Genomic DNA, 21,185 nt, shown 5'->3' on the forward strand with positions numbered 1-21,185 from the left:
AGCGATGGTTGGTAGAGTCCTGTTTTTCAGCTGTAAAGCGGGCTTATGGCGAAAGTGTAAATGCTAAGAGGTTTGACATGGCCAAGAAGGAGGCGATGTTAAAGTTTATCCTTTATAGCGCTGTCCAAAATTCTTGCTAAGAAGGCAAGAACTATGAGAAAAATTTGAAGTGTAGGAAAAAATACGGTGAAAAAAATACCCCCATTTCCACTGAACCACAATTATTCAGCCATGCAGATAAATACAAAACGTTTATAAAGAAATTTAATGCTTATTTATATAGTATGAAGAAAGCAATAACTAGTTTCTTGTTGTTATTAATATTATTTTCTACTTTTGGGACTTATATCGGCGCACAAGAAGATACAAAAAGTTTAATTCCTGAAGTTGCACTAGATTATCCTACTGATGTAACCCCAAATCAAGAAATTAAAGTTAGTGTTAAAGTAAAAAACACAGTTCAAGATGTCATGTGGGATACACTTGCATATGTCGATGAAGATTCAATGACTAAAGAAGCTAAATCTGCTTTTCAGATAATTGAAGGTAAAAAATTATTCCCGATCAGGATGGATCCGGACCAAGAAGAAACTGTTATCCTTACAATAAAAATTACCCCCCAAGCTTTAGGTGGAGAATATTTACTTCCTATAGTAGTAGCTACAGGTATTGGAGGATGTAGGGAGGGATGTGAGCCATCTCTATTAACAGTATTCTCCACTATTACGATTAAAAGAAATGATCCTTTGATTACACTAGAGTTTGATAAATATCAGATAGATATTGAACAGGGCGTTTGTGAAGTTGAACTAGTAGTACCTTACTTACCAAATATTCCTTTTAGAATTACAAATATTAATAATACTGAATCTGCATATAATCTCCGGATGACTGTTGTCCAGGACACCTCTATGGTTAGAGGAATTATTGATCCGCCAGTAAATCAAAGTGTACTTCAGCCTGGTGGGCAGATAACTGGATCTTTGTACATTCGAGCTTCATATGAAGCGCCGATTGGGAATCAGGTAATAAGAGTAAGACTCACATACGCTGACAAATATGGTGCGGACTATGATATGTTCAGAGAGATTAGCGCAACTGTAAAGAACGTTGGTAAAAACCACTATGACCAAGGAAGACTATACTATGACGCATGTGACTATGAAAATGCAAAAATCTCGTTGAGTCAGGCTAGAGAAATATATGAAGAGAATAACAACATATTGATTGTACAGGAAATTGATAAGTTAATAAAAAGAATGGATGCCAACGATAAGTTTATGCAAGGCCAGAATAGGTTCTTTGCAGGTGACTTAAAAAACGCCGTTACTTATTATTCTGAAGCAAAGACCCTTTATACCGAGATAAATGATTGCCAAGCAGTTCAATTATGTGATGATGCTATGAGAGCTGCCAATAGGCCTCTTGGAGGAATTCTAGGTGGAGTATCCGGTTCTGGAGGGGAAAGTATAACTACATTTTCTATCCACACAATAATCGAAATTGTTCTAGCATTAATTGTCGCAATATTATTGATTATTCTAATAAGGGGAAAAGGTGGAAGCGGTGGTAGAAAACTCAATCTAAAAGGAAAAATTACTAGACCTTCGCAACAACAAAATACTAGACCTTCTCAACAGCCAATATCAAGGCCCTCTGCAGAACAAATTAGACCTTTAAGAAAAGAACCTCTCGGCAAATATTAATATATTAATTTATTTAGAGGATATTCTATTATTCCTTCTGCTCCTGCAGTTTTTAATTTGGGGATTAATTCTCTAATTATTTTTTCATCCACGATTATTTCAACAGCGACCCATCCATCAGAACTCAGATTAGAGATAGTTGGTTTTCTTAATGCGGGGAGAACGGATATTACTTCTTCAAGATTTACTTTTTGAACGTTCATTTTGACACCGACCATTGATTCTGCTGCCAATGCCCCTCTTAGTAGCAAGAAAAGATCTTCAGTTTTCTTTCTTTTCCAACTACTTCTCCAAGATTCTTTGTTACTTATCAAGACTGTTGTGGATTCTAAAAGAGTATCTAAAATCTTAAGATTATGTGCTTTGAGTGATGAGCCAGTTTCAGTGAGCTCCACTATTGCGTCTGCAAGTTCTGGAACTTTTACTTCTGTTGCCCCCCACGAAAATTCTACTGACGCATCAATTCCTTTCTCATTTAGGTATTTCTTTGTTATATTTACTACTTCTGTTGCAATTCTCTTTCCGTTTAGATCTTGAAGCTTCTTTATTTTTGAAGATTCGGAAACAGCTAAAACCCATTTTACCGGTTTTAATCCTTGTTTAGCATAGACAAGTTTTCCTACATTCACTACATCTGCATCATTTTCAATTACCCAGTCCATTCCAGTCAACCCGATGTCTATTATTCCCTTCTCGACATATCTTGGTATTTCCTGTGCCCTAATCAATAAGCATTCCATATTTGTATCATCGATGGATGGTTTATAAGATCTTGAAGAAATATTAATTGAATATCCTGCTTTTTTAAACATGTTTAGAGTAGATTCCTGTAGGCTACCTTTTGGTAATCCGATTTTAAGTATCATTTTAGTCACTTTTTTAATTATAGAACTCCTCTTCAAAAACTCCTTATATATTTTATGTAGTAAATCCTAGATTATGTTTGATTTTATTTACAAAAGAGATAAATAAAAAGAGATTTTACTATTAATATGGAATATGAAAAGCTTGTGGAAGGAGATACGGCAATTAATTTCTGTTTAAAAGATAAAAATAAGAATACTGTTTGTCTTGATGAGTTTAAGACTAAATGGAGGGTAATTTTCTTTTTTGATAAAAGTAGCCTTGAATCTTCTAATTCCGAGATTTTGTATTATTCAAAAACTAAAAATGATTTTAATAATTTAAATACAGAATTAATTGGAATAGGTCCTGTTTCAGAAAAAGAAATTAGTCAATTCTGCTCTGAACACCACATCCAGATTATATTGCTAAGTGACCTGGATTACAAGGTGTCAGAAGAATACGGAGTAATCTTTTTTGATAAAAATGAAGAGAAAAAAATTCTTCCTATGACATTTCTAATTGACAAAAATGATTGTTTATTACAAGTGTGGAACAGAGAAAAGATGTATTATAGATATTCTGGTTATGGTGGTAACGCCATAGATCTTTGGGAAAAAGGTAAAATGTGGGCACATATATCTCTAGTGACTGATTTTATTAAATTATTGGATAAAAAGACAAAATAGTCTCATGACAATTTGATTTTTTCTAATATTTTCTCATTTAGTAGATTATTAGAAACTATTATCCCTTGAGAAGATTTAGAAATTCTTTTCCCAGAAAAATCAATTGCATTTCCTCCTGCTTCTTCACATATCAATGCACCAGCTATTCCATCATAATAGTTGATTTTATTTTTTATAAAAATATCATATCTTCCTTCTGCAACAAATGCTAGATTGAGAGAAGTTGATTGAGTTAAACGAATCCCCAAAACGTCTTTAGACAAGGATAGAAGCATATTGAAGAATTCATCATGGAACGCTCTATCTTTTGTTAAATCAGTGACTATAATGGACTCTTTAAGACTGCTATTCTTAGAAATATATAGTCTTTTATCGTTGAGATAAGCACCTTTTCCCTTTTCCGCATAATAGAAATCTTCAGTTATTGGATTATAAATTACAGAAACTATAGGGATATCTTTTTTTAGTAAGGCTATCGAAACGGAGAATAAAGGAACACATCTAGAAAAATTGATTGTGCCGTCAAGTGCATCAACTAACCATTTGTATTCAGAATCTTCATTTCCTGAATATCCACATTCTTCACATATAAATGAGTGGTTTGGAAATTTTTGTTTAATTATCTCCATGACTTTTCTTTCAGATTCATAATCAGCATCAGTTACTAGGTCATTCACTCCTTTTTTATATATCCTACAATCACTTCTGTAATATTTTTTGAGAATTTCCCCCGATTCTTTTGCGGCCTTGAAAGCAGTTTGTATCATAAATCAGCCTTTAATTAATTTTATGTATATATTTCTTGATCTAGGGCCGTCGAATTCCATAAAGAAGATTCCTTGCCATGATCCAAGAACAAGCTTTTCATCTTCGATGATGACGGTTTTCGATGGGCCAATTATAGAACTTTTTATATGTGCGTCCGAGTTTCCTTCAAGGTGCAGGTAATCTTTTTTGTGTGGTGCTAATTTTGAGAGAAAGTTGTTTATGTCTTCTATCACTGAAGGGTCATAGCTTTCATTAATCATAATCCCAGAAGTAGTATGTGGCGAGTAAATTACACATAATCCAGAATAAAAATTTGATTTAGAAATAAGCTCTTTTATTTCTTTTGTTATTTCTATTGTTTCTATTCTCTTATTTGTTTTTAAGTTTAGTATATGGTTCAATCTATCCTCTCATTCTAATTTTAACAACTTTTCCCCTAGAAAGTTTTTTCATTATTTCTCCTGAAACTACTGCTTCTCCCACTCCAACGCATTTATTATTCTTCTGAACTATTACATCATCTCCAGACCTAATATTTTCAGAATTACTAATTATACCTTTCGAAAATATATCTCCTCTTAAATCAAAATCAATGTTTACCCACAAAGAGTCTTTTATTAGTTCACCGCCAATAACATTTACTTTAATTTTATTTTGGAATGTACCTATGATTTTTTTATTGGAGAGAAAATCTGTTTTTTTTCTTCTTTCTTGATAATCTAAAGGTAAATCAAATTCTTTTTTGAATTGAAATGAAAACATTTTTTTTGCTTTAGTTTTATTTTCATTAACAGGCTCTTTATCCCAATAAATTCTATTATTCTCAAGGATATTTTTTAATGTTTCAAGAGATCCATAGGTATATAATATTTCAAAAGGAAGTTTTCCAAGAGCTTGTAAGTAAGGGCTATTTTCCGCAAAATGTGCAATAATAATTGGATTATCACATTTTTCTAGTAATGGAGATAGTAATCCAGAAAGAGAATCCAATTCTTCTTGACTCCAGTGTCCAGTAACAGGTATATCATAGTCTGCATAATCCTCAAGTTCTCTAGGAACTACGCCTAAGGGCGATGTAAGAATCAACTGGGACAAATTAGGGTATTTATCTTTTAGAATATCTCTTAGAAAAGAGATAATTTTTAGATGTGACTTAGATGCTCGATAGGGTTTTTTGGCACTACAAGGAAGTAACAAAATTAAATTTGTAGAAGGCGCATAATACTTTTCTATTTCTTTTCTCCATCTAACCACTTGAGGCCTATCCAAAGAAATGTCATCTATGTAATAAGACCTCTTAAATTCTCTCCTTAAATGAATCTCAAAAGAGTTGTAAAACTCTTTGTAAAGAATTCTCAGTAGTCTCCTCGAATCAACAGATCCGTTTGAATACATTTCTACTAACTCTGGCGAAGGATTTGAAAGATATTCATCAAAAAATCTTTCATTATTTTCGCCATATGGAAATAAATCAAATCCTATGAAGAGAAATATTGGAATTTCATAATTATATGAATCAATGAAAAACATGGAAGAAGGATATTTATCTTTTAGTCTGAAGTAGAAGTCAAGAAGGATTCTTTCTTCAGGTATTCTTCTGAAAAAATAAATAGATTTTTCAGGAATCGAATCAAGAAGCTCTTGATTCAATTCTCTATATTTAGTAAGATAAATTGGAAGACAGTCTCCTTTTTCCTGTTTAAGTATATTGATATTTATACTTGACAATTTTTTTGCATCTTTTATTGGCAAATCAAAAGGGATTTGGATCAGCGGAACTGTAGAGAGATCATAATTATCTCTTGTATATGTTTCAGAGACAAGATATGAAACAGGTTTTTCAATAGTCATCTCACCAAATTTGAAATAGTCCTTATAATTTTGAAGAAGGCAAGGAGTATTTTCTATTTTTCTATCTAGACTTACTTTGCCTAACCTATGCCCATCTTCATAGAGAATCTCAAAAGAAAAATTATTTTCCAATGACATCATCCACTATCTCTTTGGCATACCCAATATACTTCTCAGGATTCAAAGCATTATTAATCTCAGATTCCGATAATAGTTTAGTTATCTTGCTATCCTTCTTCACATTATCAATGAATTTCCCTTCTTTCATCGAAACTACTCTCATAGTTTCATGCGCATCTTGCCGGCCCATGCCTTTCTCAACAAGTTTTAGCATTAAAACTTCAGCCAAATTCGAATACCCAGTGAGTTCTAGATTCTTTTTTACATTTGACTCATAAAATGCTAGATTAGATAATACTTTAATGGTTCCTTTAAGCATCTCGTCTACAAGTATAAATGATTCTGGATGTATGACCCTCTCACAAGAAGAATTTGTGAGATCTCTTTCGTGCCATAAAAGATTATTAAGAAGTGCGGGGAATACATTAGAGTATAATACTCTTGCAAGCCCACATATCTTTTCACATGTTACTGGATTCTTTTTGTTGGGCATTGTTGAAGATCCAACTTGCTTTTTGCCAAATCCTTCTGCGATTTCCATTATTTCTGTTCTTTGAAGATTTCTTATTTCTAAAGCGAATTTATCTAAAGTTGAAGCTAAAGAAGCAAGAGCAAACATCACATCTGCATAGGTATCCCTTGATACAACTTGATTTGATATCTTAGCCATTTTAATACCAAGGATGAGTCCAACTTTTTTTTGTAATTCAGGGCCGTCTTTGTACGAAGCCATAGTTCCAACTGCACCAGAGATCTTCCCACAAACATTGCTATACGAAAATTCAAGCCTGTCTCTAGCCCTTCTTATTTCATCTAAAAAGATAGCAAACTTCATTCCATATGTAGTTGGTATGGCGTGCTGTCCATGAGTTCTACCTACACAAACTGTATTGCGATATTTTTTGGATAGTTCCGTGAGTATTTCTTCAAGTTTATTTAAATCGGAGAAAATAATCTTAAAAGCTTCAACAAATTGAAGGGCAGTTGCAGAGTCATTAATATCATTCGAAGTTGCCCCCAGGTGCACATATTTGCCATACTCGCCACATTGCTCAGATAGTGAGAGGACTAATGCCATTATATCATGATTTATTTCTTCTTCTATCTCTTTCATTCTTTCAAGGGAAACATAGCTTGTATTAGCTTTTTTGAAAATCTCTTCACCAGCTTCTTTTGGTATATGGCCCAATTCTGAATGAGCTTTTGCTATCGCACCTTCAACTAGAAGCATCTTATTTAATCTCTCTTCTTCATCAAATATTTTTCTCATCTCAGGAGACCCGTATCTATTATCAATTGGATGAATCATTAAGACACCATAGTCTATTCTTCTAATTAAAGTTTATTAAGTTTTTTGACATATTGGTTTGAAGGTAAGAAGATACCGAAAGATATTTGATTCAAAGATAATTCTATATCTTATGGATAATCTTACTGTTATAGGGCTGGCTGCAGCTTTTCTTACAACTGTCTCGTCATTGCCACAGGTCATTAAAACTATTAAGTTAAAGGAAACAAAAGATATCTCTTTTTGGATGTGGTCTTTTTTATCAGGAGGAATATTTTTGTGGTTAGTATATGGGATATTCAAAAACGACCTTCCAATTATCTTGGCAAACGGAATATCTTTAATTTTTGTATTAATTGTATTGGGATTGAAAATAAAGTATAAGTAGATTAATTTTTTGCAAGAGATTCTTTTATCATTTCTTTTAATTCTGTCTTTTCATCAATTATTTTCCAGCCTTCGCCTAAATAAATTACGTTAACTAAGTTTTTTAAGAACGAAAGATTTGATTTGGGTTCGTTAAGATCGTATTTAGATACTAAATTTAGTATTTTTTCTAAAAAGGAAAAAGTAACTGGAAAATCTTCTTCAAGTATTTCCACGTAATCATTTTTTATTTCGTTAGAACAGTTCAAAATATCGTCGGCAAATAAAAGTGCAAACTCTGCCCATCGATCACCTAAGATTATCTCAGGACCTCTAGTTAGATTATTTAGATTGGATTTTGCTCTTGTATCAATCATTTTTTGCGGATTATGGCCTAACTCTCTCTGAAGTTTATAAAGGGGAGTATGTTGAGCAAGGGAGTTCATATTAATATCAATGCCAGTTTGTCTATTATATTTATTGACCAATCCTTTGAATCCTTTAATCATCAAAATCCAATGACCTATTTCATGTGTTATCAATAATGGATCAAACGATTTTATATTTTCAAGCCATATTGGTAAAACAATTTTTCCGTCAAACACACCTGGATATGCACTATTAAGTTCTCCAGGTATATGTTTCAATTCAGGATTATCCTTTCGATCTCCTATCATTACTTCAATGTTATAACCAAGTATTTCTTCAGATAATTTTCTCCATAAATCTAGAGTTTTTATAGTTGGCACATCTGCCATTTTTCTTATATAACTTTCAGGAAAGGGCTTCATTTAATCACCAAAAGCTTACTAATATTAATCATTATCGTGTCCTTTTATAATTTCAATTCCTTCTTTTATGAGAAATATAAAAATTAATATGCCTACAAGTGGATCGGCCTGCCAGAATCCGAACATATAATTCAATGTTAATCCGAAAAAAAGAGGTAAGGACAAGAAAGCACATGCAAGAGTTTCTTTTGAGTCTGCAATAAGAGCTTTGCTTCCGATCTTCTTGCCAATTTTATTTTTTTGAGAATACAACAATGGCATTATTAATAGCGATGCCAGTGCAATAATTATTCCTACCAATGAAGGATTTGGTTTTTCTACAAAGATTAATTTTCTGATTGATTCTATTAAGACGTAAAAACCTAGAATAAAAAAAGTAAATCCCACTAGCTTAGTTGCTTTTTTTTCTATGTCGAATTCTTCCTCCTCGCCTACAAAACCATGTTTATTTAATCTCCAAATTAATATAATTCCAGACAATGACTCAACTATACTGTCAAGCCCAAATCCTACTAAAGCAATGCTATTCGAAAGACTCCCAAAGATTATTGAAAAAAATGCTTCTATTATGTTATATATAACTGTAAAATATTCAAGAGACAATCCTTTCCTATACAAATCATCCATGATTTCTTTCATTTTCAAATCAATATAAAACTATCTAATGATATTTAGATGTCACAGTTTTACCTAAGGAACCAATTAAACGGGAGAATGAAGAGGGTTTGTAGTTAGGGGTATATTGATATCCTAAATCTACTATGCCCCTATCAAAGCTTTCAGTAGGAATTGTTGTTTTTCGATTTAATTTAAAAAAAGATGAAGTATTTGGGCCAGAATCTATGGCTTTACTTTGTTCGTCTAGATAATAAGGCCCATTCGGCCCGATTATGAATAACGGATCAAAAGCTAAGAAATCGTCTTCAGAGATCCCACAATTACTTTTTTCCCCATATAATAATAGTTTGAATTATTTCACCTTCGTTGTAAATATCATAATTATTGTTTAAAATAATATTATTTTTGAGTTCGATGTTGCCTTTATTAGATATTGCAAATCCTATTGCGTCTCCTTTCGAATCAACTGTATTGTTTATTAAGATGCCTTTAGAATTTCCAAAATGAAATAATATTCCGTTTATGTTATTACTAAAAAGATTATTTTTGGAGTATAGCTCTACTGGCCCAAATGTTTGAATGCCAGCGTTATTATTAAGAAACAATGAATTTTCGACTTCTAAATTGATAATACTCTCAGGAGAAAAAGAATATGCAGTTATGCCAGCAGAATTTGAAAAAATTGAGTCAAGTATCTTTTTATTTATTGATTTGTACTTAGAAGATTTATTCTCTATGGGTATTTTTCCAATCAGTATATTATAAGGTGGACAAATCAAGAGACATTATAGTATAGATAATTGCACGACAACAAATATTTAAAACAATTGACATATTACTAGATATGCAAGAAGCTTTATTTAGGATAGAAAGGACAGAGAAAGGCCTAAAAGTTACATACATAGGACTTCTTGTAAATATAATCTTATCAATATTAAAATTTATTGCAGGACTACTTGGTCAGAGTACTGCAATGATTGCAGATTCTATACATTCTATTTCAGATACTGCATCAGACATTGTAGTTCTGTTAGGCTTCCGATATGTGAAAAAACCGATAGATGATTCCCATAACTATGGTCATGGGAAAATAGAAACTTTGTCAACGGCAGTTGTGGGATTAATGCTTATAACAGTAGCTTTGTTTATCGTGTTCTCGGGTCTTGGAAAACTATCAAGATCTCTGCAGGGAGATATACTGGCTAGGCCAGAATCTATTGCATTATATGCTGCAATTATCTCTATTATAGTCAAAGAATCAATGTATAGATATACGGCAAAGGTAGGAAGAGAGATAAATAGTTCATTGATTATTGCAAATGCTTGGCATCACAGAACTGATGCTTTATCTTCAATAGGAACTATGATTGGTATCGGCGGCGCGATTTTTTTAGGAGAAAAATGGCGAATCTTGGATCCTATAGCTGCCATTTTTGTTAGTATATTAATCCTAAAAGTTGCAATTGAAATATTATGGGATAGTGTAAATGAGTTAATTGAAACTTCAGTGGCTGAAGAAAAGAAAAAAGAATTATTGGAATTAATTTCTAATGTAGGGGGAGTTAAAGATTTTCATAAATTGAGAATAAGGCATATAGGGCACTATTACTCTATGAGCATACATATTTTAGTTGAGAAATCTCTAAATATAGTTGAAGCACATCAAATCTCAGATACAATCGAAGCCAAAATAAGAGATTATCTAGGTCCAGAGACAATTATTACGATACATATTGAACCTCATCATAAAGATTAAATAATCTGGTATCGTATATTAATCGTGATTTGTAATTAACAAATCAGAGAGGCTGTTTAATGGTTGGAGGGGCTTCAGAATCTAGATTCTCTAGGATAAAAAAATTGAATTTCGATAGAGATAATTTTTCACCTAAAGAAATAATTTGCGTTGATGATTTCGAAGTTTTATCTAAGGTTCTTAAAGACGAATCGACCAGTGGTGAAAAATTGAAATTAATAAGGATAAAAAATAGAAAAATGAAGACCTAAATAGAAAAGTATATAATATTTAAATTGAAAATTATATGTATGGATAAAAATCGTATTATTAGTTTAATTGGTGGTATACTCCTAATTGTAGCTGCTTTTTTGCCATTCTCCTATTTTGTTGATGACATTTATTCAATCTTTCAGATAACGCTAGCAATACTTATGAATTTTACAGACAATTCAGTAATGCAGAATTTCTTACTTCAAATAAACCCGTCTTATGGTATGGGGGCAATGATATTGGCATTGATAGTTGCAGGATTTTTCTTGCTTACAATTGGTGGATTACTTGCAATCTTTAAAAGAGCCGGCGGTTCAGTAGCAGGCCCTGGAGGAATGGTAGTACTAACCATATCAGGTTTTCTTTATGCTGGTGATTTATTATTCGGATTGCTAGGAATTGGATTTTATTTAGGATGGGTTGGTGCTATTTTATGTATTATAGGTGGCGCCATTTCTTCTGATAAAGATAAAAGCAAAATCAATGTTTCTGTTAACCAACAACAAAATGTGACAACAACTGGAGCACCTCTAAGCTCAAATCAAAACAGAGAGAATTCTTCACCTCTATCGGATACTAAATTCTGTAACCAGTGTGGGTATCAAAATAAAAGAGATACTTCGTTTTGTGTTAATTGTGGAAATAGATTATAATATATCTTTTTATAATAAATTTTATTCTATTTTAAATTATTTCATATACGAATTTCGTATTATTATGACTAATTAAATTTGGTAAGGGAAACATTTATTAGTGATTAGCTTTACTTTTTAACATGCTTCCACATGGGAGTACGAAAACGGAGGTATTACAAATGAAAAGAATAGCGCAAATTAGCATTGTACTACTCTTAATATTGGCTGTGGTTGCAGCCAGTGGGTGTACTACTGGCCCAAAGAGTAGAAAACTCGTAGAAGAAGGTTATCTTACTATTGGTACTGAAGCTTTCTTTCCGCCCTTTGAGATAAGGAAGGCTGATGACAGTTTTTACGGTTTCGATATTGCATTGGGTGAGGCTCTTGCAAAAGAACTAGGATTGCAAGCTAAGTTTGTAGACACAGATTTTGCATCAATTATCGCTTCTCTAAATGCTGGAAAGTTTGATATTGCTATGTCAGCGATGACCATAACAGAAGAAAGAAAGAAGTCAATAAACTTCTCTGATTCATACTTTAAATCTGAATTGTGTTTAGCTGTTCCTACAGGAAGCTCTATTACAAGTGTAGATGAACTACTAAATGGAAAAATAATTGCAGTACAATTAGGAACAACCAGTGACTTTTACGTAACAGATGACCTAGACGTAGCAGAGCAATATATAAAAAGATATGCTCACGCACCAGATGCATTCCTAGATATGAAAAATGGTAATGTAGATGCAGTTATCAATGATTACCCTGTATCCAAACCTATTGTAGACAATGAACCTCAAAGCTACAAGATAGTTCAGACACAACTTACTGAAGAAGACTACGGTATAGCTGTTCCAAAAGACAATCCAGAACTACTTCAAAAAATAAATGCTGCACTGAAAAAACTAAGGGACGACGGTACATACGATAAGATCTATGACGAATACATAATAAACTGGAACCCAGATAACTAAAAAAAGGTGACCAAAGTGGTGGAAATAGGATTTCAATTTGATTTATTTGCAAGGATATTGCCCGAATTACTAAGAGGCGCATCAATAACTATTCAACTGACAGCTTTTTCCGTGGCTATTGGAACACTGATAGGGTTATTCATGGGAATAGCGAGGATATCTCGTTATAAAATTTTTCATATTCCCTCCACCCTGTATGTTGAAATCATAAGAGGAACACCACTTTTGGTCCAAATAATGATTGTTTATTATGGTTTGCCCTCGTTAGGATTAAATCTTGATCAATATACGTCTGGTATCTTGGCTTTATCCATAAATAGTGGAGCGTACATTGCAGAAATATTCAAAGCTGGAATTAAATCAATCAAAAAGGGCCAGACCGAAGCATCTATATCATTGGGTCTGAATTACATTCAAACGATGAGATATGTAATATTGCCACAAGCGACTAGAAATATACTTCCAGCTTTGGGAAATGAATTTATTGCATTATTAAAAGATTCTTCACTTGTATCAGTTATTGCAATTTCTGAACTATTAAGAAGAGGTATGATAGTATATTCAAGAACTTACGATGCCTGGACTCCTCTTTTAGGTGTTGCTTTAATTTATCTATGTATAACAATACCACTCTCAAGAGTAGTTAACTTTATTGAAAAGAGGTGGGAGATCCATGATTAAACGAAAAACAATTCGAAGAAAAAAATCAGAGCTAATGACTAATACATCTAACGGAAGTTCTATGATCAAAATAACACATGTGAAAAAATCCTTTGGGGATATAACTGTCTTAAAAGATATCAATCTTGAAATTAAGAAAGGTGAAGTCTTAGTTGTTCTTGGACCTTCAGGCTCTGGAAAAAGCACATTGATCCGATGTATTAACAGATTAGAGAAAATAGACGAAGGCGAAATTTTAGTAGACGGGGTGGATATTTACTCTCCCGATGTGGATGTTCACAAACTAAGAGCAAAAGTAGGCATGGTATTCCAACAGTTTAACTTGTTTCCTCATATGAGGGTAATAGATAACGTAATCCTCTCACCAACTCTTGTGAAAAATGTTCCAAAAAAGAAGGCACGAACAGAAGCAATGGAATTATTAAAAAAAGTGGGACTTGAAGACAAATATAATTCATATCCACATGAACTATCCGGTGGACAACAACAAAGAGTCGCAATTGCTAGGGCTCTCGCTATGAATCCTGAAATTATGTTATTTGATGAGGTAACATCAGCTTTAGATCCCGAACTCGTTAAAGGTGTTCTTGAAACTATGAAAGAACTTGCAAAAATGGGGATGACCATGATAGTTGTTACTCATGAAATGGGATTTGCAAAAGAAGTTGCAGATAGAGTTATTTTTATGGATGAGGGATATATCGTTGAAGAAAATAGACCAAAAGAGTTATTCGAAAATCCTCAGAATCCAAGAACTCAGGCATTTATCTCAAAGATACTATAATAAACTATAAATATTAATTTTTTTATTAATGTATTAATATGACAAAAAAAAATTTAATACTAACATTGACTTTAATTAGTTTGATATTGAGTTTAGGGTGCATAGGCCAAGGGTCTAATCTAAAAATAGAGAAGGATATAATTTACCAATACTCTACTATCGAAGCTCTTTTAGAAGGCATTTATGATGGCAACATGACTTTTGGAGAACTTAAAGCCCATGGAGACTATGGACTTGGAACGGTCAATGCCCTAGATGGGGAAATGATTCAAGTTGATGGTAAATTTTACCAAATAAAGATTGACGGGATAGCTTACCCGATTGAAGATAACGAAAAAACACCCTTTGCGATAGTGTCCTTTTTTGATCTGGATAAATCCGTTGAAATTAATGGCCCATTAAATTACGAGCAATTTACAGAATATCTTGATGAAAATCTACCAACAAATAATCTCTACTATATGGTAGTAGTAAGAGGTCATTTTGATTACATTAAGACTAGAAGCGTTCCTAGACAGCAATCACCTTATGTTCCCTTAGTCAAAGCGATTGAAGGACAAAAGACTTTTGAATTTACTAATGTCAAGGGAACACTAATAGGTTTTAGGATGCCTGAATACGTAGGAGATATGAACGTTCCAGGATATCACTTCCACTTTATTACCGAAGATAAAAAAGCTGGAGGTCATGTTTTAGAATTGATGATTCAAGACCAAGAAGCATATATTGATTATACCGATAACTTCTTTATGAAAGTCCCAGAAAATAAATTATTCTACAATTTGAATTCTGGGCAAGGTAATGAAGAAGATGTCCAAAAAGTCGAAAAAGGAAAATAAGAAACCTTAGTGGATATTATTTTTCTATTAATTCTCATTTTATATAAAAATATATAAATCCGAATATTTAATATTCATCATGGATGTAAAAGAAACCATAAATAAAAGAAGGGCATATAGATCTTTAGAGCCTGTAGATATAACCCCAGACATTATTAATTCACTAGCTGAAAGTGCTCAACTTTCACCTTCTTGTTTTAACAATCAACCGTGGAGATACGTATTCGTTACAGACCCCAAGAAACTCATTGAAATGCATTCTGCACTTTCCCGAGGGAATGATTGGGCCAAAGCTGCATCAATGATTATAGCTGTATTTTCTAAAAAAGAAAATGACTGTTTGATAAAAGATAGAGAGTACTATTTATTTGACACGGGTATGGCTACTGCATTTATAATATTGAGGGCAACTGAAATTGGATTAGTTGCACATCCAATCGCAGGATTTAGCCCGAAAAAAATAAGGGAGATCCTAGGAATACCTGATGAGATGAACGTGATTACTCTTGTTATAGTTGGAAAACACTCTTCCAATATGAATCCTTTAATGAATGAAGATCAGATAGAAGCTGAAAAGGAAAGGCCAGAAAGATTACAGGTTAATAAATTTGTTTTTATGAATAAATACCAAAGTCAATAAATAATTCAAGTAAACTTATATATATGCAAAAATATCGTTTAGATAATAGCAATAGTTTAATAAAATCTTAGATTTTTGAATTTACATAGTAGGAGGATAACAGATGAAAGATATTTCTATTGTTCTTTGCGGTGAAGCCGGCCAAGGTATAGAAACTATAGAAGACATTTTATCTAGAATACTTAAGATATCAAGATACAACATTTTTTCAGCGAGAGAGTATATGTCTAGGGTTAGGGGAGGTATAAATTCTACAGAAATACGTGTGTCTCCAAAACCCATAAGGGCTTACGTGGATAGAATTGATTTACTATTCGCTTTAAGTAATAAATCTCTAGATCATTTAAAAAATAGAATAACAGAAAATACAATAATTTTTGGAGATAAAGAAGTAATAGGCGATATCCAAAATATAGTCGACCTACCTTTATCGAAAACTTCTAAAAAATTAGGCGACAATTTATATTCAAATACCGTGACTGCGGGGGTAATTTGTGGATTACTAAATGTATCAGAATATGAGTTGCGTAATTTCATCTCAAAATATTTTGAAAAAAAAGGAGAGCAAATAATAAACAAGAATCTTGAAGCAATTAGTGAAGGATATGATCTGGCTAAAAGAATAATAGATTCTGGAGTCACTATAAAAGTTAAAAAAAGTGATGAATTATCAAGAGACTTAGGAAAAGATATTCTTATGTCAGGCAAAGATGCAGTTGCACTTGGATCTCTCGCAGGAGGGTGTAATCTTATTTCTGGTTATCCAATGTCACCTGCGACAGGAGTTCTTTCTTTTATGTCTGCAAATTCAAAAGACTTGGAAGTTATAGCCGAACAAGCTGAAGATGAAATTAGTGCAATTAACATGGCCATAGGGGCATGGTATGCAGGTGGAAGGGGAATGACCACAACTTCAGGTGGAGGATTTGCTTTAATGGAAGAAGGATTAAGCCTGGCTGGAATGTCTGAAACTCCTGTTGTTATTCATATAGGGCAGAGGCCAGGTCCCGCTACAGGACTCCCAACAAGGACGGAACAAGGAGATCTTGACCTATCACTTTATGCTGGCCATGGCGATTTTGCACGGGTTATATTATCTCCGGGAAGTATTGAAGATTGTTTTTATTTATCGAAATACGCTTTTTCCATAGCAGATAAGTTTCAGGTCCCTGTTTTTATACTCACAGACCAATATTTGTTAGATTGTCAATATAATATTCCATCTTTAGACTACAAGAAATATGGGATAAAGAAATATGTAATTAAAACTGAAAAAGATTACAAAAGGTATCAATTTACAACGACAAGTGTTTCACCTAGAGGAATTCCTGGATTTGGGGAAGGATTAATAGTCCAAACTGGGAATGAACATGACGAAACTGGCCATACAACTGAAAATGCTATTATCAGAAAAAAGATGGTTGAAAAAAGATTCAAAGAGAAGCTTAATCAACTAAAAAATGAAGTCATTTATCCCGAACTACTTGGTGGGAAAGCTTACAAGTTTCTCTTAATAGGGTGGGGATCTACTAAAAATATCGTAGAAGAGGCCTTAAAAGAATTAAAGGAACCAAGATTAGGATTCCTATATTTCAAACAAGTTTACCCCCTACCAAGAGAGATGATGGGGTACTTGATAAATGCTCAAAAAATTATTACTATTGAAAATAATGCTTCAGGACAATTTGCAAATCTTATTAAAAAAGAAACAGGTTTTGATATTAAGTACAGGATTTTAAAATATGACGGTAGACCATTTTCTGTTGAGGACGTTGTGACAAAAATAAGAGATATTTTGGAGGAATAAAATGGAAGCTAAAGATTTTGATATTCAAAATATTGATATTTCATGGTGCCCTGGATGCGGGAACTTTACTTTATTGAAAATACTAAAAGAAACATTTGCAGAGCTCCAAATAATACCGGAAAATCTTGCAGTGATTTCAGGAATTGGTCAATCGGCAAAAACCCCCCACTATTTCAAGAATAATACTTTTCATACATTACATGGCAGAGCTGTTCCCATAGCAACGGCGATAAAAGCAGTCAATCCAAATCTAACAGTAATTGCTGAAGGAGGAGACGGAGACATGTACGGCGAAGGGGGAAATCACATCCTTCATGCAATAAGAAGAAATCCAGATATAACAAATATTATTCACAATAACATGGTTTATGGCCTAACTAAAGGGCAAGCTTCACCTACTACAATGTTAGGAGTCAAAACTACACTACAAACTGATGGAGTCATGCTTGAGCCATTTAATCCCATAGCAGTTGCAATTGCATTAAATGCTTCTTTTGTTGCCCGTGCATTTGTCGGAGATATCGAGAAAACAAAAGAAATACTAAAAAAAGCTATTTTACATAAAGGATACGCAATAGTAGATATATTCCAGCAATGCCCTTCCTTTAATAAAATAAATACTTTTGAATGGTTTAAACAGAATACTTACTATCTTGAGGATAATCATGACCCTTCCAATAGAATCGAAGCCTTCAAGAGATCTATTGAAACAGAAAAGTTCCCGCTTGGCATTTTCTATATTAATAAAAGAAATACTTTTGAAGAAAATCATGAACTATATAAAGAGAATAAAGAACCTATATGCTTTAGAGAAAGGGAAGAAAATAAAATACAACAATTTATAGACTCAAAAATGCGTTGAATTATAAATAATTGACATAAGTCTTTTAAACTTACTTAATTCTCTCTTTTCAGGGTGATAAAATAGCTACAAAGAAAAAGAAGGATGTTACTGAGAAAAAGGTAACTAAAACTACAAATGCCGCTACAAAAAAATCAGTTAGTCCAAAGGCTGAGAAAAAAGTCGTCTCAGCAAAGAAAGAAAAATCATTCTTAAAGGAAAACAAGAAAATAGCGATTATTGGAGCAGTTGCAATAGTTTTAGTAATTGCCGCTATAGTCGCATTCTACTACACTCAAGAAAGTGACAAAAATAAAGTAGAAGAAGCAGTCAGATTACACATTGAATATTATAATACCAGAAACATTGATGCTTACTACGATCTAGTATCACAAAATTCCAAAGATAAATATGGAATCAAGTTAGAAGATATATCAAATCTCTTGAACAAAGCCGCATTTGATGGAACAAATATCACGATTGTAAACATAAGCCAGATAACAATTCAAGGAAACGACGCAGAAGCTAGAGGAGTAATCATTGCAAAGAACAATCAAGGATCTGAAACAAGATCATTCGTTGAACTATACAAAAAGGAAAACGGTGTATGGAAATACGAACAGAGAATGTGGCAAGATACAGCTACTTCACAGGTTCCTCAATAATATTTTTACCTTTTTCAGAAGGAACAATTTTTAATTTTGCATTTTTATATTCTTTTTTAATCTCTTTTCCATCATATAGTCTATCTAAAAAAAGAGCAAGTGCTGAGATTTCAGAATGTGGCTGATTTGTAACAGAAAGATTGTAACTAGATAGTTCGTAAATATCTTTTGGAACTTTCTCTGCCCCAACTACGATCATAATATCTTTATTTTCAATGAAAACTAAATTTTTAATTTCTCCAATCTTATCTTCGAAGGGAGTTCCATACATAGTCAGGTGCACGGAGATTCCTTTAAATTTTTTAAAAGCTTGTTTATAAGTTTCGAAATAAACAGAGAATTCTCCACCCCAACTCTTAGAAACACCATCTAGACTCTTTTTTATCTTCTCATCTTTTTCCCATATAGAAATTGAGTCTGCTCCAAAAGCTCTTGAAACTAATGCGACATGTGTAGTAATGCGATGATCCCTCTCGGGTCTGTGGCCAATTCTAAGAACTGTAATGCTCATTTTTTGATCATTGTAGAAGACATTTGTACACCAGGAACTCTTCTAATTGAGCTGGTGAGAATATCAAGTTCACCTAATTCTTTTATGTTGACTTTAACAATCATGTCATATTCGCCATAAAGTTCATGCACTTCAATAACGTTTTTCATATTTGAAATCTTTTCAGTTACATCCTCTTCTGTTCCAGGTTGTACAACACAAAGTATAAATGCTATCATTTTATCCCTTCTTTTTTAATGTCAACATATTTTTAAACTTTTTGCATGAGACTATCATTTGTCTATATTATTCCATAAAATTCGGGCTTTCTATCATTAAATATGTTATTTTTTGGATTAAGGTTTTTATCTCTAGCTTTGAGTGGATCTATTTCAACTTCATATATCTCCTGCTTATCTTCTGAAGCTCTAAAAATAATTTTGCCGTTGGGACCTACGATCTGGCTCTGTCCAATAAATTTTAATCCCCTTTCTTCGCCAACTCTATTTGATGTAATAGAGTAAACTCTGTTTTGGAGACATATTGTTTTCATCGCTTCTGGACAGTATGGCATGACTAAATTTGCTGGATGGCATAGTATGTCTGCGCCCATAAGGGACAAAGTTCTAGTAGACTCAGGAAAAAACCAATCAAAACAGATCATTGTACCAATCTTAATTCCATCTACTTCAAATATTTTAAATCCTAGATCTCCAGGGAGAAAATAATCTTTTTCATCGAAAAAAAGATGGATTTTTCTATATTTTCCCAAATATTCCCCTTTACTAACAACGGCCAGAGAATTATAAAATCCCTTTTCTGTTTTTTCAGATAATCCAAACACAATTGTTTTATCATTATCCTCAGCAAAATCTTTCAAAGTTTTTGTAGTGTAACCGTCCGGGATTTTTTCAGAAACTTCTAAGACTTCCTTTTTATTTTTAAAATTATAGCCAGTATTAAAAAGTTCGGGCAAAACTATCAATGACGCCTCGTTTTTCTCCATCAGTTTGATTGCATTGTCCACATTCTTTTTAACTTCAAGTAACCCTATATTCATCTGGATAAATCCTACTTTCATAAATATATTTTAGAATTAATAATTAAAAAGACTTTCTTCCAATGAAGACAATATATCGCCCAAATCTATTTAGCGCCGGTAGAAATGTCAATTTTGGATACAACGACCCAATTCTTTTTGTATAATCCTTGAATATGGCATCTATTTCCTTTTTTGAATAGTATCTTATCCTCACAGATATTTTCTTTCCACTAGCGTATACGGATAATTTTCCTTTCCTTTTTTTTATGGCCCTTAGGGGATTTTTTCCTTCTTTAATAGATTTAATTATCCAGGAGACATTATAGATATTGCCAACAGTAAATGCCAAATAACCATCTTTTTTTAAGCAGAAGTCCGAGGACTCTTTAAAATTTGAAATATTTGCATGATTCAAGGGGCCAAAAATCGATATAATATTATCGAAAGTATTCTCCTTAAATGGAAGTTTTTCCATGTCTGCTACTATGTAATAGTTTCCATTCTCGCCATTCTTTGCTTTTTTAACCATTTCATAAGATATGTCAGCGGAGATTACTTTGTGCCCTTTATTTTTCAATAATCTAGAATGATACCCTGTTCCACACCCAATATCCAAAGTCAGACCTAAAGGTAAATTTGAAAGAATCTTTTCTTCTTCCATTCTCATTTTTATATTTAAATTATCAGAATACCTTGAATCGTAGTCTTGAGAAAGGGAGTCATAAAAACGTCTCTTATCCAT

Annotated in this window: 27 protein-coding genes; 15 read left to right on the plus strand and 12 right to left on the minus strand. The window is 32.8% G+C overall.

The annotated features are described in order from the left end of the window. A partial coding sequence (locus KO464_03980) for an IS5/IS1182 family transposase (protein MCC7572531.1) occupies positions 1 to 140 on the plus strand: 140 nt, incomplete at its 5' end. A 144-nt stretch (positions 141 to 284) separates the two neighbouring features. Then, positions 285 to 1,706, plus strand: coding sequence for a hypothetical protein (locus KO464_03985; protein ID MCC7572532.1), 1,422 nt, complete (start codon positions 285 to 287; stop codon positions 1,704 to 1,706). On the opposite strand, the gene KO464_03990 is transcribed toward KO464_03985, so the two are convergent. Continuing rightward, a complete protein-coding gene (locus KO464_03990) occupies positions 1,703 to 2,572 on the minus strand; it encodes an ATP phosphoribosyltransferase (GenBank protein ID MCC7572533.1) in 870 nt (289 codons plus the stop codon). The genes KO464_03985 and KO464_03990 overlap by 4 nt on opposite strands. 126 nt (positions 2,573 to 2,698) lie before the next feature. Between KO464_03990 and KO464_03995 the strand changes: the two genes are divergently transcribed. Further along, complete coding sequence (locus tag KO464_03995; protein MCC7572534.1) at positions 2,699 to 3,238, plus strand: redoxin domain-containing protein; 540 nt, start codon at positions 2,699 to 2,701, stop codon at positions 3,236 to 3,238. 2 nt (positions 3,239 to 3,240) lie between these two features. On the opposite strand, the gene KO464_04000 is transcribed toward KO464_03995, so the two are convergent. The 4 genes from KO464_04000 to KO464_04015 are packed head-to-tail and all read right to left on the minus strand — an operon-like array spanning position 3,241 to position 7,286. After that, positions 3,241 to 4,005, minus strand: coding sequence for an inositol monophosphatase (locus KO464_04000; protein MCC7572535.1), 765 nt, complete (start codon positions 4,003 to 4,005; stop codon positions 3,241 to 3,243). A gap of 3 nt (positions 4,006 to 4,008) precedes the next feature. Further along, on the minus strand, positions 4,009 to 4,407 hold the full coding sequence (locus KO464_04005; GenBank protein MCC7572536.1) for a secondary thiamine-phosphate synthase enzyme YjbQ: 399 nt from the start codon (positions 4,405 to 4,407) through the stop codon (positions 4,009 to 4,011). A gap of 1 nt (position 4,408) precedes the next feature. Further along, the gene (locus KO464_04010) at positions 4,409 to 5,998 is read right to left on the minus strand and encodes a DUF5591 domain-containing protein (GenBank protein ID MCC7572537.1); all 1,590 of its coding nucleotides are present in this window, start codon (positions 5,996 to 5,998) and stop codon (positions 4,409 to 4,411) included. Next, a complete protein-coding gene (locus tag KO464_04015) occupies positions 5,979 to 7,286 on the minus strand; it encodes an adenylosuccinate lyase (GenBank protein MCC7572538.1) in 1,308 nt (435 codons plus the stop codon). Before KO464_04015 ends, KO464_04010 begins: the two co-directional genes overlap by 20 nt. 112 nt (positions 7,287 to 7,398) lie before the next feature. On the opposite strand from KO464_04015, the gene KO464_04020 reads away from it, so the two are divergent. Beyond that, positions 7,399 to 7,653: a SemiSWEET transporter gene (locus KO464_04020; GenBank protein MCC7572539.1), complete on the plus strand. Its 255-nt coding sequence runs from the start codon at positions 7,399 to 7,401 to the stop codon at positions 7,651 to 7,653. Position 7,654: 1 nt separating this feature from the next. Here the strand turns inward: KO464_04020 and KO464_04025 are convergent, their stop codons facing one another. From KO464_04025 to KO464_04035, 3 genes are all read right to left on the minus strand, one after another. Further along, a complete protein-coding gene (locus KO464_04025) occupies positions 7,655 to 8,422 on the minus strand; it encodes a hypothetical protein (GenBank protein ID MCC7572540.1) in 768 nt (255 codons plus the stop codon). 24 nt (positions 8,423 to 8,446) lie between these two features. After that, the gene (locus tag KO464_04030; protein ID MCC7572541.1) at positions 8,447 to 9,049 is read right to left on the minus strand and encodes a cation transporter; all 603 of its coding nucleotides are present in this window, start codon (positions 9,047 to 9,049) and stop codon (positions 8,447 to 8,449) included. A 311-nt stretch (positions 9,050 to 9,360) separates the two neighbouring features. Next, entirely contained in the window at positions 9,361 to 9,819 is a 459-nt protein-coding gene (locus tag KO464_04035) for a right-handed parallel beta-helix repeat-containing protein (GenBank protein ID MCC7572542.1), read from the minus strand. A 65-nt stretch (positions 9,820 to 9,884) separates the two neighbouring features. Here KO464_04035 and KO464_04040 point away from each other — a divergent pair, with 65 nt between their 5' ends. From KO464_04040 to KO464_04090, 11 genes are all read left to right on the plus strand, one after another. Then, complete coding sequence (locus KO464_04040) at positions 9,885 to 10,796, plus strand: cation diffusion facilitator family transporter (protein MCC7572543.1); 912 nt, start codon at positions 9,885 to 9,887, stop codon at positions 10,794 to 10,796. A gap of 59 nt (positions 10,797 to 10,855) precedes the next feature. Beyond that, positions 10,856 to 11,047, plus strand: a complete 192-nt coding sequence (locus KO464_04045) for a hypothetical protein (GenBank protein ID MCC7572544.1) — start codon at positions 10,856 to 10,858, stop codon at positions 11,045 to 11,047. Between the two features lie 39 nt (positions 11,048 to 11,086). Further along, on the plus strand, positions 11,087 to 11,701 hold the full coding sequence (locus KO464_04050; protein MCC7572545.1) for a zinc ribbon domain-containing protein: 615 nt from the start codon (positions 11,087 to 11,089) through the stop codon (positions 11,699 to 11,701). Between the two features lie 161 nt (positions 11,702 to 11,862). Continuing rightward, the gene (locus tag KO464_04055) at positions 11,863 to 12,654 is read left to right on the plus strand and encodes a basic amino acid ABC transporter substrate-binding protein (GenBank protein ID MCC7572546.1); all 792 of its coding nucleotides are present in this window, start codon (positions 11,863 to 11,865) and stop codon (positions 12,652 to 12,654) included. A gap of 24 nt (positions 12,655 to 12,678) precedes the next feature. Further along, a complete protein-coding gene (locus KO464_04060) occupies positions 12,679 to 13,335 on the plus strand; it encodes an amino acid ABC transporter permease (protein ID MCC7572547.1) in 657 nt (218 codons plus the stop codon). A gap of 61 nt (positions 13,336 to 13,396) precedes the next feature. Then, positions 13,397 to 14,119 carry an amino acid ABC transporter ATP-binding protein gene (locus KO464_04065; protein MCC7572548.1) on the plus strand — a complete coding sequence of 241 codons (723 nt, stop codon included), beginning with the start codon at positions 13,397 to 13,399 and terminating at the stop codon, positions 14,117 to 14,119. Positions 14,120 to 14,157: 38 nt separating this feature from the next. Then, a complete protein-coding gene (gene budA / locus KO464_04070; GenBank protein MCC7572549.1) occupies positions 14,158 to 14,958 on the plus strand; it encodes an acetolactate decarboxylase in 801 nt (266 codons plus the stop codon). A 79-nt stretch (positions 14,959 to 15,037) separates the two neighbouring features. Then, positions 15,038 to 15,598 (plus strand): nitroreductase family protein, encoded by a 561-nt coding sequence (locus KO464_04075; GenBank protein MCC7572550.1) that lies wholly within the window; start codon positions 15,038 to 15,040, stop codon positions 15,596 to 15,598. 103 nt (positions 15,599 to 15,701) lie between these two features. Continuing rightward, the gene (locus KO464_04080) at positions 15,702 to 17,405 is read left to right on the plus strand and encodes a 2-oxoacid:acceptor oxidoreductase subunit alpha (protein MCC7572551.1); all 1,704 of its coding nucleotides are present in this window, start codon (positions 15,702 to 15,704) and stop codon (positions 17,403 to 17,405) included. Between the two features lies 1 nt (position 17,406). Continuing rightward, positions 17,407 to 18,267: a 2-oxoacid ferredoxin oxidoreductase gene (locus tag KO464_04085; GenBank protein MCC7572552.1), complete on the plus strand. Its 861-nt coding sequence runs from the start codon at positions 17,407 to 17,409 to the stop codon at positions 18,265 to 18,267. A gap of 422 nt (positions 18,268 to 18,689) precedes the next feature. Continuing rightward, positions 18,690 to 18,911 (plus strand): hypothetical protein, encoded by a 222-nt coding sequence (locus KO464_04090; GenBank protein MCC7572553.1) that lies wholly within the window; start codon positions 18,690 to 18,692, stop codon positions 18,909 to 18,911. On the opposite strand, the gene KO464_04095 is transcribed toward KO464_04090, so the two are convergent. The 4 genes from KO464_04095 to KO464_04110 all read right to left on the minus strand — a co-directional run bounded on the left by KO464_04095 (position 18,889) and on the right by KO464_04110 (position 21,185). Beyond that, a complete protein-coding gene (locus tag KO464_04095; GenBank protein MCC7572554.1) occupies positions 18,889 to 19,422 on the minus strand; it encodes a tRNA (cytidine(56)-2'-O)-methyltransferase in 534 nt (177 codons plus the stop codon). The two genes, KO464_04090 and KO464_04095, sit on opposite strands and share 23 nt — an antisense overlap. Then, positions 19,419 to 19,640, minus strand: coding sequence for an Lrp/AsnC ligand binding domain-containing protein (locus KO464_04100; protein ID MCC7572555.1), 222 nt, complete (start codon positions 19,638 to 19,640; stop codon positions 19,419 to 19,421). Before KO464_04100 ends, KO464_04095 begins: the two co-directional genes overlap by 4 nt. A gap of 62 nt (positions 19,641 to 19,702) precedes the next feature. Next, on the minus strand, positions 19,703 to 20,482 hold the full coding sequence (locus KO464_04105) for an acyltransferase (protein ID MCC7572556.1): 780 nt from the start codon (positions 20,480 to 20,482) through the stop codon (positions 19,703 to 19,705). 22 nt (positions 20,483 to 20,504) lie between these two features. Further along, on the minus strand, positions 20,505 to 21,185 hold the full coding sequence (locus tag KO464_04110; protein MCC7572557.1) for a class I SAM-dependent methyltransferase: 681 nt from the start codon (positions 21,183 to 21,185) through the stop codon (positions 20,505 to 20,507).

The sequence above is a fragment of the Methanofastidiosum sp. genome (assembly GCA_020854815.1).
GTDB lineage: Archaea > Methanobacteriota_B > Thermococci > Methanofastidiosales > Methanofastidiosaceae > Methanofastidiosum.

Excerpts from the sequence above, each read along its gene's own strand:
- KO464_04025 (MCC7572540.1), bottom strand. The coding sequence starts at position 8,422 with ATGAAGCCCTTTCCTGAAAGTTATATAAGAAAAATGGCAGATGTGCCA.
- KO464_04000 (MCC7572535.1), bottom strand. The coding sequence starts at position 4,005 with ATGATACAAACTGCTTTCAAGGCCGCAAAAGAATCGGGGGAAATTCTC.
- KO464_04085 (MCC7572552.1), top strand. The coding sequence starts at position 17,407 with ATGGAAGCTAAAGATTTTGATATTCAAAATATTGATATTTCATGGTGC.
- KO464_04080 (MCC7572551.1), top strand. The coding sequence starts at position 15,702 with ATGAAAGATATTTCTATTGTTCTTTGCGGTGAAGCCGGCCAAGGTATA.
- KO464_04065 (MCC7572548.1), top strand. The coding sequence starts at position 13,397 with ATGATCAAAATAACACATGTGAAAAAATCCTTTGGGGATATAACTGTC.
- KO464_04010 (MCC7572537.1), bottom strand. The coding sequence starts at position 5,998 with ATGATGTCATTGGAAAATAATTTTTCTTTTGAGATTCTCTATGAAGAT.
- KO464_03985 (MCC7572532.1), top strand. The coding sequence starts at position 285 with ATGAAGAAAGCAATAACTAGTTTCTTGTTGTTATTAATATTATTTTCT.
- KO464_04020 (MCC7572539.1), top strand. The coding sequence starts at position 7,399 with ATGGATAATCTTACTGTTATAGGGCTGGCTGCAGCTTTTCTTACAACT.
- KO464_04015 (MCC7572538.1), bottom strand. The coding sequence starts at position 7,286 with ATGATTCATCCAATTGATAATAGATACGGGTCTCCTGAGATGAGAAAA.
- budA (MCC7572549.1), top strand. The coding sequence starts at position 14,158 with ATGACAAAAAAAAATTTAATACTAACATTGACTTTAATTAGTTTGATA.
- KO464_04040 (MCC7572543.1), top strand. The coding sequence starts at position 9,885 with ATGCAAGAAGCTTTATTTAGGATAGAAAGGACAGAGAAAGGCCTAAAA.
- KO464_04105 (MCC7572556.1), bottom strand. The coding sequence starts at position 20,482 with ATGAAAGTAGGATTTATCCAGATGAATATAGGGTTACTTGAAGTTAAA.
- KO464_04075 (MCC7572550.1), top strand. The coding sequence starts at position 15,038 with ATGGATGTAAAAGAAACCATAAATAAAAGAAGGGCATATAGATCTTTA.
- KO464_04110 (MCC7572557.1), bottom strand. The coding sequence starts at position 21,185 with ATGGATAAGAGACGTTTTTATGACTCCCTTTCTCAAGACTACGATTCA.
- KO464_04030 (MCC7572541.1), bottom strand. The coding sequence starts at position 9,049 with ATGGATGATTTGTATAGGAAAGGATTGTCTCTTGAATATTTTACAGTT.
- KO464_03995 (MCC7572534.1), top strand. The coding sequence starts at position 2,699 with ATGGAATATGAAAAGCTTGTGGAAGGAGATACGGCAATTAATTTCTGT.
- KO464_04095 (MCC7572554.1), bottom strand. The coding sequence starts at position 19,422 with ATGAGCATTACAGTTCTTAGAATTGGCCACAGACCCGAGAGGGATCAT.
- KO464_04100 (MCC7572555.1), bottom strand. The coding sequence starts at position 19,640 with ATGATAGCATTTATACTTTGTGTTGTACAACCTGGAACAGAAGAGGAT.
- KO464_03990 (MCC7572533.1), bottom strand. The coding sequence starts at position 2,572 with ATGATACTTAAAATCGGATTACCAAAAGGTAGCCTACAGGAATCTACT.
- KO464_04045 (MCC7572544.1), top strand. The coding sequence starts at position 10,856 with ATGGTTGGAGGGGCTTCAGAATCTAGATTCTCTAGGATAAAAAAATTG.
- KO464_04050 (MCC7572545.1), top strand. The coding sequence starts at position 11,087 with ATGGATAAAAATCGTATTATTAGTTTAATTGGTGGTATACTCCTAATT.
- KO464_04055 (MCC7572546.1), top strand. The coding sequence starts at position 11,863 with ATGAAAAGAATAGCGCAAATTAGCATTGTACTACTCTTAATATTGGCT.